General features: G+C 67.3%; 15 protein-coding genes and 1 pseudogene. 5 read left to right on the top strand and 11 right to left on the bottom strand.

The genetic code is table 11. The features are described from left to right. Positions 1 to 5: 5 nt before the first annotated feature. Positions 6 to 503 carry a tetratricopeptide repeat protein gene (locus tag ACSHZY_RS12305; RefSeq protein ID WP_435169516.1) on the bottom strand — a complete coding sequence of 166 codons (498 nt, stop codon included), beginning with the start codon at positions 501 to 503 and terminating at the stop codon, positions 6 to 8. Between the two features lie 95 nt (positions 504 to 598). Between ACSHZY_RS12305 and ACSHZY_RS12300 the strand changes: the two genes are divergently transcribed. Both ACSHZY_RS12300 and ACSHZY_RS12295 read left to right on the top strand, forming a co-directional pair. After that, positions 599 to 883 carry an SCP2 sterol-binding domain-containing protein gene (locus ACSHZY_RS12300; RefSeq protein ID WP_435169514.1) on the top strand — a complete coding sequence of 95 codons (285 nt, stop codon included), beginning with the start codon at positions 599 to 601 and terminating at the stop codon, positions 881 to 883. Beyond that, positions 880 to 1734, top strand: coding sequence for an alpha/beta fold hydrolase (locus tag ACSHZY_RS12295; RefSeq protein ID WP_435169513.1), 855 nt, complete (start codon positions 880 to 882; stop codon positions 1732 to 1734). The genes ACSHZY_RS12300 and ACSHZY_RS12295 overlap by 4 nt, the downstream gene beginning before the upstream one ends. Here the strand turns inward: ACSHZY_RS12295 and ACSHZY_RS12290 are convergent. From ACSHZY_RS12290 to ACSHZY_RS12275, 4 genes are read right to left on the bottom strand one after another with little or no spacing between them, the layout of a single operon-like run. Then, entirely contained in the window at positions 1724 to 2449 is a 726-nt protein-coding gene (locus ACSHZY_RS12290) for a proteasome-type protease (protein ID WP_435169511.1), read from the bottom strand. The two genes, ACSHZY_RS12295 and ACSHZY_RS12290, sit on opposite strands and share 11 nt — an antisense overlap. Before the next feature lie 30 nt (positions 2450 to 2479). Beyond that, the gene (locus tag ACSHZY_RS12285; RefSeq protein ID WP_435169509.1) at positions 2480 to 3277 is read right to left on the bottom strand and encodes a transglutaminase family protein; all 798 of its coding nucleotides are present in this window, start codon (positions 3275 to 3277) and stop codon (positions 2480 to 2482) included. Then, complete coding sequence (locus tag ACSHZY_RS12280; protein ID WP_435169507.1) at positions 3274 to 4224, bottom strand: alpha-E domain-containing protein; 951 nt, start codon at positions 4222 to 4224, stop codon at positions 3274 to 3276. The genes ACSHZY_RS12285 and ACSHZY_RS12280 overlap by 4 nt, the downstream gene beginning before the upstream one ends. 4 nt (positions 4225 to 4228) lie before the next feature. After that, a complete protein-coding gene (locus tag ACSHZY_RS12275) occupies positions 4229 to 5620 on the bottom strand; it encodes a circularly permuted type 2 ATP-grasp protein (protein WP_435169693.1) in 1392 nt (463 codons plus the stop codon). A 167-nt stretch (positions 5621 to 5787) separates the two neighbouring features. Between ACSHZY_RS12275 and ACSHZY_RS12270 the strand changes: the two genes are divergently transcribed. Together ACSHZY_RS12270 and ACSHZY_RS12265 are read left to right on the top strand one after the other, a co-directional pair. Then, on the top strand, positions 5788 to 6804 hold the full coding sequence (locus tag ACSHZY_RS12270) for a ligase-associated DNA damage response exonuclease (protein ID WP_435169506.1): 1017 nt from the start codon (positions 5788 to 5790) through the stop codon (positions 6802 to 6804). Beyond that, positions 6801 to 8390 carry an ATP-dependent DNA ligase gene (locus tag ACSHZY_RS12265; protein WP_435169504.1) on the top strand — a complete coding sequence of 530 codons (1590 nt, stop codon included), beginning with the start codon at positions 6801 to 6803 and terminating at the stop codon, positions 8388 to 8390. The genes ACSHZY_RS12270 and ACSHZY_RS12265 overlap by 4 nt, the downstream gene beginning before the upstream one ends. On the opposite strand, the gene ACSHZY_RS12260 is transcribed toward ACSHZY_RS12265, so the two are convergent. Together ACSHZY_RS12260 and ACSHZY_RS12255 are read right to left on the bottom strand one after the other, a co-directional pair. Continuing rightward, the gene (locus ACSHZY_RS12260) at positions 8362 to 9165 is read right to left on the bottom strand and encodes an alpha/beta hydrolase (protein WP_435169503.1); all 804 of its coding nucleotides are present in this window, start codon (positions 9163 to 9165) and stop codon (positions 8362 to 8364) included. The two genes, ACSHZY_RS12265 and ACSHZY_RS12260, sit on opposite strands and share 29 nt — an antisense overlap. Continuing rightward, positions 9152 to 9883 (bottom strand): alpha/beta hydrolase, encoded by a 732-nt coding sequence (locus ACSHZY_RS12255; protein ID WP_435169501.1) that lies wholly within the window; start codon positions 9881 to 9883, stop codon positions 9152 to 9154. The genes ACSHZY_RS12260 and ACSHZY_RS12255 overlap by 14 nt, the downstream gene beginning before the upstream one ends. 127 nt (positions 9884 to 10010) lie before the next feature. Between ACSHZY_RS12255 and thrS the strand changes: the two genes are divergently transcribed. Then, entirely contained in the window at positions 10011 to 11951 is a 1941-nt protein-coding gene (thrS, locus tag ACSHZY_RS12250; RefSeq protein WP_435169499.1) for a threonine--tRNA ligase, read from the top strand. Between the two features lie 16 nt (positions 11952 to 11967). Here the strand turns inward: thrS and ACSHZY_RS12245 are convergent, their stop codons facing one another. The 4 genes and pseudogenes from ACSHZY_RS12245 to ACSHZY_RS12230 all read right to left on the bottom strand — a co-directional run bounded on the left by ACSHZY_RS12245 (position 11968) and on the right by ACSHZY_RS12230 (position 16477). Next, entirely contained in the window at positions 11968 to 12846 is an 879-nt protein-coding gene (locus ACSHZY_RS12245; RefSeq protein WP_435169497.1) for an NUDIX domain-containing protein, read from the bottom strand. After that, complete coding sequence (locus ACSHZY_RS12240) at positions 12843 to 14051, bottom strand: class I SAM-dependent methyltransferase (RefSeq protein WP_435169495.1); 1209 nt, start codon at positions 14049 to 14051, stop codon at positions 12843 to 12845. The genes ACSHZY_RS12245 and ACSHZY_RS12240 overlap by 4 nt, the downstream gene beginning before the upstream one ends. 69 nt (positions 14052 to 14120) lie before the next feature. Beyond that, positions 14121 to 15503, bottom strand: a pseudogene (locus tag ACSHZY_RS12235) (cryptochrome/photolyase family protein). Further along, entirely contained in the window at positions 15500 to 16477 is a 978-nt protein-coding gene (locus tag ACSHZY_RS12230) for an MDR family oxidoreductase (RefSeq protein ID WP_435169494.1), read from the bottom strand. The pseudogene ACSHZY_RS12235 and the gene ACSHZY_RS12230 overlap by 4 nt, the downstream one beginning before the upstream one ends. Positions 16478 to 16489: the final 12 nt, after the last annotated feature.

Genomic DNA, 16489 nt, shown 5'->3' with positions numbered 1-16489 from the left:
CGGCGTCAGATCTCCTGCCCGTCGGTTTCGGCCGTCAGCCGGTCGATGGTGTCCCTTACCCCGGGCAGGTGGGGATGTATAGCAAACGCGGCGCGATACGCCTCGATCGCCTCCCTGGGGCGGTCCATCTCCTCCAGCATGAGGGCAAGGCCGGTGATGGCCGTGAAATGGCGCGGGTCCAGCCTCAGGACCTGCCCGATGTCGGTGATCGCGGGGCCGAAATCCCCTTCCTGGAAGAAGGCCGCCGCGCGGGAATTGTAGGCTTCGGCGAAATCGGGTGCGTGGTCGATCGCGGCGCTGAAATGGTCGATGGCGGCCGCCGTGTCACCGGCGGCCAGCGCGTTCTGCCCCCGCTGCAACAGCAGGTCCATGCTTGCGGATCCGGACCTCTGCCATTCGCCCTCGATCTCGGCCTCCAGCCGCGGGGCCTCCTGTTCGGAGGCGGTGGCCAGACGGTCGTACAGCGCGTCCAGATCGGCCGCCCCGGCGGGGGTGGCCAACAAGGTCGCAAGAAGGGCATGGAAAATCGGGCGGCGCGCTTTCATATTCCCAACGTAACGCCGCAGGCGCAAATTACCAGAACCCCCAAGGAGTGCAGATGGGAGAAGTGATCGACAAGGCGGTGGAACGGCTGGGCGCGCGGCTCAAGGATTTCGAGGGCCGGGCGAAGTTCGTGCTGAAGGGCGAGGGCACGATCCTGGCCGATCACACCGGCGTGCGCGAGGCAGACGGGGACGCGGACGTGACCCTCACCGCCTCGGTCGAGGATTTCCGTGCGCTGCTGGAAGGGCGCCTGAAGCCCGCGACGGCCTTCATGACGGGGCGGCTGAAGGTCGACGGCTCCATGCCGATGGCCATGAAACTGGGCGCGTCCCTGTCGTGAGGGTGCTCGTGGCCGAAGACGGCACCCGCCTGCGCGCCCGGCGATGGGACGGCGGGGCGGACACCGTTCTTCTGCTGCAAGGCCGCACCGAGTACATTGAAAAGTACGAGCCGGTGGCCGAAGTGCTGGTGGCCCGCGGCTGGTCCGTCGTCACACTGGACTGGCGCGGACAGGGCGGGTCCGACCGGCTCCTGCCTGACCCGATGATCGGTCATGTGCAGGACTTTTCCGACTACCAGATGGACCTGCGCGCGATCCTTCCCCTGCTTGCGGGGCGGGTCTTCGTGATCGCGCATTCCATGGGCGGCCTGATCGCCCTGCGCTGGCTGATGGATGGGGCCGACGTGGCCGCCGTCGCCTTCAGCGCACCCATGTGGGGGCTGCCGATGGAAGGGCTGATGCGGCCCGTGGCGCATCTGGTGGCCGGCCGTCCCTCGCTTCTGAACCGGGCAGACCGGTCGGTCCCCGGTCTGACGTCCATCCCCTATGTGGCCGAGGCCGCGTTTGCGGGAAACACCCTCACCTCCGACCCCGAGAGTTTTGCCCGGCTGAAGGCCGAAGCCGCCGCGATGCCCGACCGGATGCTGGGCGGGCCCAGCCTGGGCTGGCTGAACGCCGCGCTGCGCGAGATGCGGACCCTTGCCGCGCGCTCCTGCCCGCCCGTGCCCGCGATGGCCATGGTCGGGTCGCGTGAACGGGTGGTGGACGTGGCGGCCATCCGAGCGCGCATGGCCCGGTGGGAGGGCGCCGTCCTGACCGCCATCGAGGGGGCAGAGCATGAGATCCTGATGGAACGTTCCGAAATCCGCGCGGCCTTCCTGGACGCGGCGGAAGCGCTGTTCAGACGCTGATCTTCACGAAGGCGTCGCGCAGGGCGTTGGACCAAGCGTCCGACATTTCCCGGAAGACGGGATCCCCCGCCTCGATCCGCCGCAACTCGGTCGCGCGCAGGTCGTCGCGGCGCACGCACAGAAGGTCCAGCGGCATCCCGACCGACAGGTTCGAGCGCAGGGTGGAATCCATCGACAGCAGAACCGCCTTGCGTGCGTCGTCCAGCGACGTCTGCGGCCGCACCACCCGGTCCAGGATCGGCTTGCCGTACTTGTGCTCGCCGATCTGCAGGAAGGGCGTGTCTTCGGTCGCTTCGATGAAGTTGCCCTCGGGATAGATGAGGAACATCCGCATCTCGCCGCCCTTGACCTGTCCGGCCACGATCATGCTGGCCAGCGCCGACTGCCGCATGGAGGACAGCTTGTCATCCACGTCGGCCCGCACCTCGGCCAGCATGTTGCCGATGATGTCGGCCACCTTCAGCATCGAGGGCGCCTTCATGATCGAGGTGTCCCCGTCGGCGTCCCGCGCCTTGATCTGTTCGCGCAGGCGCGCGATTGTCGTCTGCGTGACCGACAGCGATCCGGCCGTCATGATGGCGATGATGCGGTCGCCCGGCTCCTCGAACAGGAACATCTTGCGATAGGTGGCGATGTTGTCGAACCCGCCATTCGTTCGCGTGTCCGACAGAAGGACCATCCCTTCATTCAGCAAGAGGCCAACGCAGTAAGTCATCGTTCATCCGTTCCTTTTCAGGCACGGACCCTACTGCTGTGCCTGCTGGACCGCAACCGTCACATCCAGAACCTCGCCGCCGCCGCCGCGGGCCGATCCGCGGATCGGGGCCGCGTCCTGCGCGTCAAGTCCCGAGCCCAGGCGAATATATCGGTCATCCGGGCAGCACCGGTTGGCCGCGTCAAAGCCCACCCAGCCCAAGCCATTCACGTAAAGTTCAGCCCAGGCATGGGCCGCTTCCTGCAAACCTTCGGCCATTAGATAGCCGGACACGTAGCGTCCGGGCATCCCGATCTCCCGCGCCAGCGTGACCAGCGCATGGGTGTGGTCCTGGCAAACCCCCTGCCCGCGTTCCAGCGCCTCCGCGGCCGTGGTCTGGGATTGCGTGGCGCCCGTGGTCCAGACGATCATCTCCCCCACAAGCGAGGCGAGATGATGCGCCGCCGCCAACGGTTCCCGGCCCAACGCGCTGCGCGCCAGCGTCGGGATAGCCCCGCCCGGATGGGTCAGTGCCGTGTCGCGAAGATAGCAGAAGGGCGCGATCGTTTCGCGGTGCCCGCGCAGCACGCCCGCCTGATCGTTGGTTTCCACCCGGCCGGTTACGCGGATCTCCACCTCGTCCACCGGGCCAAGGACGGACCAGCTTTCGATCACATCGCCCGCGCCGTCGCGGAAGGTGCCGCCCTGAAGGCCGTCCGACACGACCACCTGCCAGTCAAGGACCCGCTGGCCTTCGGTCGTGGCCGGTGTCAGCCGATGGCTTTGCACCAGCCCCCGCACCGGCGAATCGTAGCGGTAACGCGTGATATGTTCGACCGTCAGGATCATCGCACGTCCCCCGTCAGATAATTTTCACGAACCTGCTGGGACAGGATCGCCACCTCGCCAATGAACCCCGACAGGAATTCATGCATCCCCTGATCGAAGATCTCGTCCACGCTTTGTTCACCCAGTGTGGCCAGCAGGGCCTGAGCCCGGATCTGGCTGTCCATCTGACGCCCATATGCCTTCGAGATCTGCGTGAGCGAGGCGTTGATCGCTTCCACGCTGGTCACGAGCGAGCGGGGGTTCTGCGGGTTCAGGATCAGGAAGTCCGCGATCTTGCGCGCCGTGATGTCGCCCGCATAGCTCCAGTGGAACGCCCGGTGCAGCGAGAGCGCGCGCAGCAGCGTCATCCACTGATAGTTGTCGAGGCCGGAGCCCACGAACTCCACCCGCGGCAGCAGCACGTAATACTTCACGTCGATCAGCCGCGCCGTCGCGTCCGCCCGCTCCAGAGCATAGCCGAGGTTCAGGAACTCGTACCCGTCGTTGCGCAGCAGCGTGGCCCCGATGGACCCGCGCACCAGCGCCGCCGTCCGCGTGACCCATTCGGTCAGCTGCGTCAGTTCCAGTTCGGATCGCGGCGTCCGCTCCAGTTGCTTCAGCTCCTGGAACGCCATGTTCAGCGCGTCCCAGACCTGCGTCGTCAGCGCCGTGCGGACGATGCGGGCGTTTTCCCGCGCCTCCGTCAGGCACGAGATGACGGAGGACGGGTTATCCCGGTCAAAGAACAGATAGCTTTCGATGTTGCGCGCCACCGGATCGCCATATTTGCGCTGGAACCCCTCGGCCGTGCCGGAGGCTTGCAGCAGGCTGTCCCATTCGCTGCGATAGCCGTGGATCGACGGCAGCAGAGAAATGCGCGCCCCTACTTCCAGCAGGCGCGCCATGTTTTCCGCCCGTTCCATGTAACGGGCGATCCAGAAGAGGTTGTTCGCGGTCCGGCTCAGCATATCATCACTCCGCCAGAACCCAAGTGTCCTTGACCCCGCCGCCCTGCGACGAGTTCACGACGAGCGAGCCCTCCGTCAGCGCCACGCGGGTCAGCCCGCCCGGCACCAGTTCCACCCGCTCGCCCACAAGGCAGTAGGGCCGCAGATCCACGTGGCGGGGGGCAATCCCCTCCTCCACGAAGGTGGGCGTGGTGGACAGGGCCAGCGTCGGCTGCGCGATGTAGTTCGAGGGATCCGCCTCGATCCGTGCGCGGAACCGCTCGATCTGCTCCTTCGTGGATTTCGGGCCGACCAGCATCCCGTACCCGCCCGAACCGTGGACCTCCTTCACCACCAGCTCGTCCAGATGCTCCAGCACATACTTGCGGTCGTCGGTCTTGCCGCATTGCCAGGTGGGCACGTTGTTCAGGATCGGCTCCTCTCCCAGATAGAAGCGCACCATCTCGGGCACGAAACAATAGACGGCCTTGTCGTCCGCCACCCCAGCGCCGGGGCAGGAGCAGATGTTGACCCCGCCCGAGCGGTAGACGTCCATCAGGCCGGGAACGCCCAGCATGCTGTCGGGGCGGAAGCACAGGGGATCGATGAAGCTGTCGTCAATCCGGCGATAGATCACGTCCACCCGGCGCGGGCCTTCGGTGGTGCGCATCCACACGAAATCGCCCTCCACGAACAGGTCCTGCCCTTCCACCAGTTCCACCCCCATCATGTCGGCAAGGAAGCTGTGTTCGTAGTAGGCGGAGTTGTAGTGGCCGGGCGTCAGCAGCACGATCGTCGGTTCACGGTCGCATTTCACCGGCGCGACCGAGGCCAGCGTGCGGCGCAGCAGCGCAGGATAGTTGTCCACCGGCTCGATCCGGTTTTCCCGAAACAGGTCGGGGAACATGCGCATCATGATCTCGCGGTTTTCCAGCATGTAGCTGACGCCGGAAGGGGTGCGGCAATTGTCTTCCAGCACGAAGAACTCGTCCCGGCCGGTACGGACCAGATCGATGCCGACGATGTGGGAATAGACACCCTTGGGCGGCACGAAGCCCACCACCGCCTTTTCGAACGCGTCGTTGCGATACACCAGATGCGCGGGGATCTTTCCGGCGCGAACGATCTCTCCCCGGCCATACACATCCACGAGGAAAGCGTTCAGCGCCCGTGCCCTTTGCCGGATGCCCCGGTCCAACCGGCCCCATTCACTGGCCGTGAACACGCGAGGGAACATGTCGAAGGGGATCAGCCGGTCGGGATCGCCCCCTTCGCCATACACGGCAAAGGTGATGCCGATGCGACGGAACAGCGCCTCGGCCTCGGCCTGCTTCATGTGGCGCAGTGCGGCGGGCATGTTGCGCGTCCAGCCTTCCAGCCCGGCATAAGGCGCACGCACGGTGTCGGCGTCGAACATCTCGTTGAAATACGTCGTCACACTGCTGGACCCTTCATACTCGCCTCAACTGGTTAATCTGGTGCCGATGTGAACGAAGTCTAATCAGGCGTCTTCACGGCTGAAAAGAAGATTTCGCAAAAGCTTCGCGGACTGGACCGGGCCACCCGCTCGGCTACCTGTTGGGCATGGAACAGGTCCTGACCTTCACCGATCGCGGCATCTTCTGTCCGGCGGGCGACTTCTTCATCGACCCGTGGCGGCCGGTGGAACGGGCGCTGATCACGCACGGGCATTCCGATCACGCGCGCGGCGGGCATGCGCGCTATCTGGCGACGGATGTGGCGATGCCCGTCATGCGCCACCGCCTGGGTGCCATCCGGGGCGAGACGATCGCCTTCGGCGAAATCCGGCGCATCGGCGACGCGACCGTGTCCTTCCACCCAGCGGGGCACCTTCCCGGCTCCGCCCAGATCCGGGTGGAGGTGGGGGGCTGCGTCTGGGTCGTGTCGGGCGACTACAAGACCGAACCCGATGGGCTGTGCGAACCGTTCGAACCCGTGCCTTGCCACGCCTTCATCTCCGAATGCACCTTCGGCCTGCCCGTCTTCCACTGGCGCCCGCAGGCCGAGGTGATGGCCGACGTGAACGCCTGGTGGGCCGGGAACGCGGCCGAGGGGCGGACCTCCATCCTTGGCGCCTATTCCTTGGGCAAGGCGCAACGCATTCTGGCCAACGTGGATGCGGGCATCGGCCCCATCCTGACCCATGGCGCGGTGGAGGCGACGAATCGCGTGCTGCGCGCGCAAGGCATCCGCCTGCCCGACACCGTCTGGGCGGGACCGGACGTGAACAGCACCACCCATCCCGGCGCGCTGGTCATAGCACCCCCGTCCGCGCTGAACACGCCTTGGGCTGGGCGGTTCAAGGGGGCGTCGCAGGCCTTCGCCTCGGGCTGGATGGCGATGCGCGGCGTGCGGCGCCGGCGCGGGCTGGCGCAGGGGTTCGTGCTGTCGGACCACGCCGATTGGCAGGGGCTGAACGAGGCCATCCGCGCCACGGGGGCGGAAAAGGTCTTCGTCACCCACGGCTACACCCAGGTGTTCCGCCGCTGGCTGGCCGAACAGGGCTATGACGCCGGCATCGTGGAAACCCAGTACGAAGGGGACGAGGCCGAAGAGGATGACGTGGAGGTGCTGGAATGATCCGCTTCTTCGCGCTGTTCGACGCGCTGGACCGCACCACCAAGACAAACGCCAAGGTGGCCGCCCTTGCCGACTATTTCCGCGAGGCGCCGGAGGCCGACCGCCTTTGGACCATCGCGCTGCTGTCCGGGCGCCGCCCGAAGCGTGCGGTGAATTCCACCGAGTTGCGGAACTGGGCGGCCGAGGCGGCGGGCATTCCCCTGTGGCTGTTCGAGGAAGCCTATCCCGTCGTGGGCGACCTGTCGGAAACGATCTCCCTCGTGCTGCCGCCTGCCACGCGGCGCGACGACCGGCCGCTGGCCGACTGGATCACCGACCTGATCGCACTGACCGGCCAGCCCGCCGACACCCGCCGCGCCGCGATCCTGGACGCTTGGGACCGGCTGACGACAGGGGAACGGTTCCTGTTCAACAAGCTGATCACCGGCGGCTTCCGCATGGGGGTCAGCCAGGGCCTGATGGTCCGCGCCCTGTCCCAGGCCACGGGGATGGAGGAGACGGAACTGGCCCACCGCCTGATGGGCGATTGGGAACCGCGCACGACATCCTGGGACAGCCTGATCCGGTCCAACGATCCGGCCGCGGCGGGGGCGCGACCCTATCCCTTCGCCCTCGCCTCGCCTCTGGACGATCCCGAAACGCTGGGCGCGCCGGAGGACTGGCTGGCCGAATGGAAATGGGACGGCATCCGCGGCCAGATCATCCGCCGCGCCGAGGCCTTCGCCTTGTGGTCGCGGGGCGAGGAGCTGATCACCGACCGCTTTCCCGAATTTGCGCCCTTGGCCGATTTCCTGCCCGAAGGCACCGTGATCGACGGCGAGGTGCTGGCCTGGGGCGATGACCGCCCTCTGCCCTTTTCGCAATTGCAAAAGCGCATCGGGCGGCTGACCGTGTCGAAGAAGATGCTGACCGATACACCCGCCCATCTTCTGGCCTACGACCTTCTGGAGGAGGGGGGTGAGGATCTGCGCGCCCTGCCCCTGTCCGACCGCCGCGCGCGGCTGACGGCGCTGATCGCCGCCCTGCCCGCCGGGATGCCGCTGGGCCTGTCGCCCGAAATCAACGTTGACAGCTGGTACGAGATGGCCCGCCTGCGCGCCACCGCGCGCGAGAAGAACGCCGAAGGGCTGATGCTGAAGCGCCTGTCCTCCCCCTATCACGTGGGGCGGAAACGCGGGGACTGGTGGAAGTGGAAGCTGGATCCCTTCACCGTGGATTGCGTGATGCTTTACGCGCAATCGGGCAGCGGGCGGCGGGCGAACCTTTTCACCGACTTCACCTTCGCGGTGCGCGACGGCGACCAGCTCGTGCCCTTCACCAAGGCCTATTCCGGCCTGACGGATGCCGAGTTCAACGAGATCACGCGCTGGGTCCGCCGCCACACGCTGGAAAAGTTCGGCCCCGTCCGCCGCGTCCCGCCCGAACTTGTGTTCGAGGTGGCGTTCGAGGGGATCCAGGCGTCCTCGCGCCACAAGTCGGGCATCGCCCTGCGCTTTCCCCGCATGTCCCGCTGGCGCCACGACAAGCCGGTGGAGGAGATCGACACGCTCGACACCCTCAAGGAGCTGCTGGCCCTTCACGGCTGATCCAGTCGACGATGAGGTCGGTCACCCGGTCGTTCATCCCCGGCGACAGCATGTCCCCGGCCAGGACGTGCCGCATCGGATCGTCCCCCGGCTCCGGCATCAGCGGCACCCGCGTAACCGGCCCGCCCCAAAGGCGCGCGGCGCGACGGACGGCGCGGGGGCTGATCACCCGGTCCCCTTCGGACCACAGGAACAGCGCGGGGCAGCGGGCGCGGCCCACGTCCAGCGGCATCCGCATCAGGTCGATCAGCGGCCACAGCGCGCGGGTCGGATAGCTGGCCGTCCAGTACTGCTTCTGCGGATCCTCGGCCGTGGCCAGCGTCCGCGTCTGACCGAAGACGTGCGGCCCCCAGCGGCGGATCTGCGGCAGGCGGAACAGCCACGCCACCTTCGGGTTCAGCGCGAAGTTCGGAGAGATCAGGACCACCCCGTCCGCCATCCCCCGCGCCGCCGCATGCGCCGCCAGAAGCCCGCCCGTGGACGTTCCGATCAGCACCACCCGCCGGCCAAGGTTGCGGCCCACGGCCACCGCCTCCTCCATGTCGGCGAGCCAGGCGGCGGGGGAGGCGCCGGCCAGCGCCTCCCCGTCCATCCCGTGGCCGGCAAAGCGCGTCAGGAACAGGTTCGCGCCCAGCCGCTGCGCCACGCGGCGATGCACCGGGTCGATCTCCCATTTCGAGCCGGAAAAGCCGTGCAGATAGACCAGCGCCAGATCGGTGCGCTCGGCGATGCGGACGATCTCCTTGCCCGCGACGCCCGGTTCATCCGGCCACATCGGCGACGGTCTGCCGGATCAGCGCCAGGCATTCGGGGGAGGAGAAGCGGTGATCCGCGCCCTTCACCAGCGTCAGGCGCAGATCGGGGGACTGGGCATGCTCCATCAGGCGCAGGGCGACGGACACCGGAACCTCGGCGTCCGCGGTGCCTTGCAGCAGCCGCACGGGGAACGGCAGGGGCAAGGGGTCGCGCAGGACCAGACGGTCGCGACCCTCCTCGATCAGGCGGCGGGTGATCGGCGTCGGTTCGCCATAGGCCGACGGCAGCGGATAGGCCCCCGCCATCACCTGCGCGCGCTGGGCGTCGTCGAAGGACGCCCACATCAGATCTTCGGTGAAGTCGGGGGCGGCGGCGATGCCGACCAGCGCCGCCACCCTTTCCGGCATCGCGCGGGCCAGTTGCAGCGCGATCCAGCCGCCCATGGACGATCCGACCAGAACCACCGGCCCTTCGACCAGCGACAGGGCCGCGCGGGCGTCCTCGAACCAGTCGCCGATGGCGCCGTCCTCGAACCGGCCCGCGGACAGGCCGTGGCCGGAATAGTCGAAGCGCAGGAAGGCGCGGCCCTGCGCCACGGCCCAGTCGCGCAGATCCACCGCCTTCGTGCCTTCCATGTCCGACCGGAAGCCACCAAGGAACACGACCGCCGGCCCCGTCCCCGGCGTCAGGTCATAGGCGATGCGGCGGGTTTCGGGGGTGGTCAGGTATTGGGTCATGCGCGCTCCGGGGTTTTGGGCAGCTTAGTCCGGGCCATGGTTGACTTTCCACCCCCGCCCCGCAACAACCACCCCGTAAACCCGCAACCGGGCGTTCCGTGGGCGCCGAACCGACGAGGAGCCTTGCATGGCCCAGATCACCCTCACTTTCCCCGATGGCAACCAGCGCCAGTTCCCGCAGGGCACCACGCCCGGCGAGGTGGCGACCGCCATTTCCACCAGCCTTGGCAAGAAGGCGATCTCCGCCACCGTCGACGGTGCACATTTCGACCTGCAATGGCCGATCGAGGCGGACGCCTCCATCGCCATCCACACGATGCAGGACAACGCGCAGGCGCTGGAACTGATCCGTCACGACTTCGCCCATGTCATGGCGCGTGCGGTGCAGGAGTTGTGGCCGGACGTGAAGGTCACCATCGGCCCGGTCCGCGACCAGGGCTGGTTCTACGACTTCGACCGGGCGGAACCCTTCACGCCCGAAGACCTCGGCCAGATCGAGGCGAAGATGAAGCACATCATCAACGCCCGCGAGGCCGTGAAGACCGAGGTCTGGGACCGCGACCGCGTCCGCGCGCATTACGAGGCCGCCGGAGAGCCCTTCAAGGTCGAACTGCTGGACCGCATCCCGGGCGACGAGCCGATCCGCATGTACTGGCACGGCGACTGGATGGACCTGTGCCGCGGCCCGCACCTGCAGAACACCGGACAGCTTCCGGCCGACGCCTTCAAGCTGACCACGGTCGCGGGCGCCTACTGGCTGGGCGACAGCACCCGCCCCATGCTGCAACGCATCTACGGCGTGGCCTTCAAGAACCGCGAGGATTTGAAGGCCCATCTGACCATGCTGGAGGAAGCCGCGAAACGCGACCACCGCAAGCTGGGCCGCGAGATGGACCTGTTCCACCTGCAGGAAGAAGCGCCGGGCATGATCTTCTGGCACCCGAACGGCTGGCAGATCTACCGCCGTCTGGAAGATTACATGCGCGGCCGTCTGCGAAAGGCGGGATACCAGGAGATCAAGACCCCGCAGGTCGTGGACCGCGTGTTGTGGGAAAAGTCCGGCCACTGGGAAGCCTACCGCGAGAACATGTTCATCGTGGAGGTGGACGAGGAGGGCGCCAAGGAAAAGCGCATCAACGCGCTGAAGCCGATGAACTGCCCCTGCCATGTGCAGGTCTACAACCACGGCCTCAAATCCTATCGCGACCTGCCGCTGCGGCTCGCGGAATTCGGCTCGTGCCACCGCTACGAATCCTCGGGCTCCATGCACGGGCTGATGCGGGTGCGCGGCTTCGTGCAGGACGACGCCCACATCTTCTGCACCGAGGATCAGATCGAGGCGGAAACCGCGTCCTTCCTGGAACTGTTGTCCACCGTCTACCGCGACCTTGGGTTCGAAAGGTTCGACATCAAGCTGTCTACCCGCCCCGAGGTGCGCGTGGGGTCCGACGCGATCTGGGACAAGGCGGAAACCGCGCTGGCGCAGGCGATCGAAAAGGCGGGCTATGCCTATGAGGTGAACCCTGGCGACGGCGCCTTCTATGGCCCGAAGCTGGACTTCAAGCTGACGGACGCGATCGGGCGCGAATGGCAATGCGGCACGCTTCAGGCCGACTTCAACCTGCCCGACCGCCTGAAGGCCGAATACATCGGCGAGGATGGGGCCAAGCACATGCCCGTCATGCTGCACCGCGCCGTGCTGGGCAGCTTCGAACGGTTCATCGGCATCCTCTTGGAAAACTACGCGGGCAAGCTGCCCTTCTGGCTGGCCCCGCGCCAGGTGGTCGTCGCCTCCATCGTGTCGGACGCGGACGATTATGCGCGCGAGGTGGCCGAGGCGCTGAAGGCCGTGGGCGTTCTGGCCGAAACCGACCTGCGGAATGAGAAGATCAACTACAAGGTCCGTGAACATTCGGTCGGCAAGGTTCCGGTGATCCTGGCCGTCGGCATGCAGGAGGTGGGCAACCGCACCGTGTCCGTCCGCCGCCTGGGCGAAACCCGCACGGAAAGCGCCGAACTGGCGGACATCGTCACCACGCTGGGCGCCGAGGCGCGCATGCCCGGCTGACATGGGCGGGGGCCGTTCAGGCCCCCGTCACCCCGCCGCGCAGACGATCCCGCTGGCTGGCCAGCCAGTAGGCGGTGATCAAGAGCGGCGCGCTCTGGATCTCTCCGCCCGCGATCCGGTCCATCAGGTCCGCGAAGGGGATCAGGTGGCCGCGGATGTCCTCCGCCTCCCCCTCCATGCCGAAAACGCCCGCCGCACCGTCCGGCAGGTCGGCCATGCCCACATAGGCATAGACGAACTCGGCCTTCGCGCCCGGTGAAGGGTAGAAGGCGCTGGCCAGATGCAGTGCGCCGATGGCCAGGTCCGCCTCCTCCACCGCCTCGCGACGGGCAGTGTCCTCCGGCGGCTCGCCGGGATCGATGCGGCCGGCGATGGGCTCCAGCAGCCAGGGCTGCGGATCATCGCGGCCCCAAGGACCAGCGCGCCATTGTTCCACCAGCAGCACACGGTCGCGCACCGGATCATAGGGCAGCACCGTCACCGCATCGCCCGAGATGAAGACGCCGCGATTGACCACCTCGCTCATGCTGCCGTCGAAGCGGCGGAAGCGCACGTCGTATTCCTCCACCGCGAAGTAGTGGGCATAGGGCTGGATGCGGCGCACCTCCTCCACGTCGCCGGAGGCGGCGTCGTGGCGCAGGCCGACGGGCGCGGGCGATCCCATGGCCCGCAACCGGCTGGCGGCGGACACGCGCATCTGGCCCAGCCGCTTCCGGATCGCCTGCGGGTCGCGCTGGCCCATCAGCGCCATCACGTCGCGGGCCAGGATGCGCCCGGCCGCGTCGTCCGCCACGTCCCCGCCCGTGGCGGCGTCGAAGAACGCTTCCCGCGCCGGTTCCTGCGCCGGATCGTCGCCGCGCACGATGGCGTGCAGCCCTGTCGAAAGATCGGTCATGCGCGGGTCACCGTCACCTGGGTCACGTCGCAATTGCCGCACTGGAAGGTGCTGGCGCAGGCGGCAAGGTAGAAGTTCCACATGCGGCGGAAGCGGTCGTCAAAGCCCATGGTTTGTATCTGGTCCCATCTGTCGTTGAAGGTGGCGTACCACTGGCGCAGGGTCCGCGAATAGCTTTCCCCGAATTCGTGCGAGCCGTCGAACCGCAAGCCCGCCTTTTCCACCTGATGCCGCAGCGCTGTGGGGGAAGGCAGCATGCCGCCGGGGAAGATGTAGCGCTGGATGAAATCGACTCCGTTGCGATAGGTTTCGAACCGCGCGTCGGACACGGTGATGATCTGCAGCGCGGCGCTGCGCCCGGGGTTCAGCGCGTCATGCACCGTCTTGAAATAGGCGGGCCAATACGCTTCGCCCACCGCCTCGAACATCTCGATGGAGGCGACGCCGTCATAGCGGCCCTTCTCGTCCCGGTAGTCCTGCAGCTTCAGGGTCACGCGGTCCGACAGGCCCGCCTGCACGATCCGGTCCAGCGCGAAATCGTATTGCGCCTGCGAAATGGTCAGCCCCGTCACCCGCAATCCGCGTTCGGCCACCGCGTATTCGGCGAACCCTCCCCAGCCGCATCCGATCTCCAGCACGTGATCGCCGGGCTGGACATTCATCCGGTCCACCAATGCGGCGTATTTGCGGCGCTGCGCCTCCTCCAGCGTCTCCTCTGCGCTGTCGAACAGGGCCGAGGAATAGGTCATCGTGCCGTCCAGCCACATCCGGTAGAAGTCGTTGCCCAGATCATAATGGTATTCGATGTTCCGGCGCGCCTGCGTCTTCGAATTCGACTTCATCCAGTGGCGCAGGCGTTCATAGGCGCGCAGGAAGGCCTGCCCCGGAAAGCCGTCATAGATGTGTTCGTGATCCATGTGGATCAGGTCCAGAAACGCCTGAAGATCGGGGGTGGACCATTCGCCGTCCATGTAGGCCTCGCAGAAGCCCAGATCGCCTTCGCGCACCAGCCGCGCGAACACCCCCGGATCGTGGATGCGCAATTCCGCTGCCGGGCCGGGCTTCGCGCCGTCGTGGCGGAAGGTCCGGCCGTCGGGCAGCACGATCTGCAACCGCCCGTGGTCCAGCTTTTGCACTACGTCGAAAACCCGTTTGAAATAGCGCGGAAGTGCGGCCTCTTCCGCTGTCGATGTCAGACCCGTCATGCGCTTCTCCCATCCATCGTTCGGATGTGACCGTGTTTTTCCCCCTCCGACAAGTCCCCCCTCCGCACATCACGCCTTGCGTTGCTGCGCATAGGCCAGAAGCGCGCGTTCCCGTCCGCCCTTCAGATCGACCAGCGGGGCCGGCCGCGCCTTCGGGTCCAGCCCTCAGCGCCGCGGCACGGCTTCGAAGAAGGCGCGCGATTCGGGCGTGTCGGTCAGCCAGCGGTCGCGATAGCGGCGCTTGGCGTCAAATTTCTCGGCCTGCGCCGCGGGGTTGAAGATCCGGAAATAGGGCGAGGCGTCCGGCCCGCAGCCCGCCACCCATTGCCAGTTCAGCGCGTTCGACGCGGGGTCCCAATCGATCAGTGCCTCCTCGAACCAGCGCAGGCCCACGCGCCAGTCGGTCAAGAGGTGTTTCGTCAGGTAGCTGGCCACGATCATGCGGGCGCGGTTGTGCATGGTGCCGGTGGTGAACATCTCGCGCATGGCGGCGTCCACGATCGGCTCTCCGGTCTGGGCGCGGCGCCAGGCTTCGGCATCCTCGTTGTCGGCCCGCCATGGAAAACGCTCCCACCCTTCGCGCCAATGCTGCGTGGGCAAGGTGGGGACGTGCCACAGAAGGTGATGGGCAAAGTCGCGCCAGGCCAGTTCGCGCAGAAACGTCTCGGCCCCCGGCGCGCCGTGTTGAAGCGCGTCCATCGCCCTGTGCCACAGGGTGCGGGGACCGATCTCTCCATAAGTCAGGTTTTCCGACATGCCCGAGGTGGCGCGCGCCGTCATGTCGTCGCGGGCGCGGACATATCCCGCCAGCCCGTCCAGCAGGATGCGCAGTCGCCCATTGGCCGCCTCCTCCCCCACCACCGCGAAGCGGGCCACCACATCGGCGCCGCGGTTCATCGCCCGCCCCATCCGCCAGTCCTCCAGCCGGTCCGAGGCGGGCCAGGCATCCGGCGGGCTCAACCGGTCGTGAGACGGGGCCGGCGCGTTCACGCCCATTTGCCGCAGCGTGTTCCAGAACGGGGTGTAGACCTTGTAATACCCGCCCGTCTTCGTCCGGATCGCGTCCGGAGGATGCAGCGTGTGCCCGTGATGGACGTGGACACGCGGCCCCTCTATCGCCGCCACCTTCTCGTCCCGCGCGCGGGACGCGGCGTCGTGCAGGCGGGTGAAATGCACCTCCTCCGCCCCCGTTTCGCGGGCCAGATCGGTCAGGGCCTGCACAGCCTCGCCTTTCCGCAGGATCAGGCGGCTGCCAATGCGTTCCAGGCTTTGCGCGAAGACCCTGATCCCCTCCCCCAGCCGCCACTTGGGCGCGGCGGCCAGCGCCTCCGTTTCCGGATCCAAGATGAAGACCGGGATCACCGGACCACCCGCCGCCAGCGCCGCCGTCAGGGCCGGGTTGTCAGCGATCCGCAGGTCGCGCCGCAGCCATAAAAGAACGGGTGCGCTCATGCGTTCACGTTGACCACGGTGCGCCCACGAACCCCGCCCCTAAGGATGGCCCCCGCCAGATCCGGCAGGTCCGACAGCCCCACTTCCGTCACGGTGTCGCGCACCTTGTCCATCGGCATGTCCTGCGCGATCCGGTCCCACGCCCGCTGACGCAAGGGCGTGGGGCACATCACGGAATCGATGCCCAGCAGGTTGATGCCCCGCAGCAGGAACGGCAGCACGGTGGTCGGAACCTCCGTCCCGCCCGCCAGCCCCACCGCCGCGACCGAGGCGCGATACCGCATCTGCGTCAGCACCCGCGCCAGCGTCGCGCCACCCACCGAATCGACGCATCCCGCCCAGGTTTCGCTGTCCACGGGCTTGGCGGGCGGATCCGCCAAATCGTCGCGCGGGATGATCCGCGTCGCACCCAGCCCCGTCAGATAGTCGCTGACCGCGTCCCGCCCGCTGGACGCCACGACCCGGTGGCCCAGCGCCGCCAGCAGCGCCACCGCCACCGACCCCACCCCGCCCGAGGCGCCGGTCACCAGAACCTCGCCCTCTTCCAGCCCGTGATCCTCCAACGCCAGAACGGCCAGCATGGCGGTGAAGCCCGCCGTGCCCAGCGCCATCGCATCGCGGGTCGACAGGCCAGGGGGAAGCGACACCAGCCAGTCGCCCTTCACCCGCGCACGGGTGGCATAGCCGCCCCATTGCCGTTCGCCCACGCGCCAGCCGGTCAGCACGACCTTTTCGCCCACCGCATGACGCGGATCGTCCGAGGCGGTGACCGTGCCCGCAAAATCGATCCCCGGCACATGTGGCCAGCGTTCGATCCCGCCCATCTGCCGGTTCAGGATCAACCCGTCCTTGTAGTTCAGGGTGGACCATTCGACCGCCACCGTCACGTCGCCCTGCGGCAGCCGGCTTTCGTCCAGATCGGCCAAGCGGGGCGGACCGTCGGCGTCCATCACAAGGGCACGGAACTGTGTCATGCGGTCACTCCA

Origin of the sequence: Falsirhodobacter sp. 1013 (genome assembly GCF_051195255.1) — a bacterium.
Lineage (GTDB): Bacteria > Pseudomonadota > Alphaproteobacteria > Rhodobacterales > Rhodobacteraceae > Falsirhodobacter.
The sequence above is the reverse complement of the archived record's forward strand: the minus strand, read 5'-3'. Positions and strand labels throughout refer to the sequence as shown.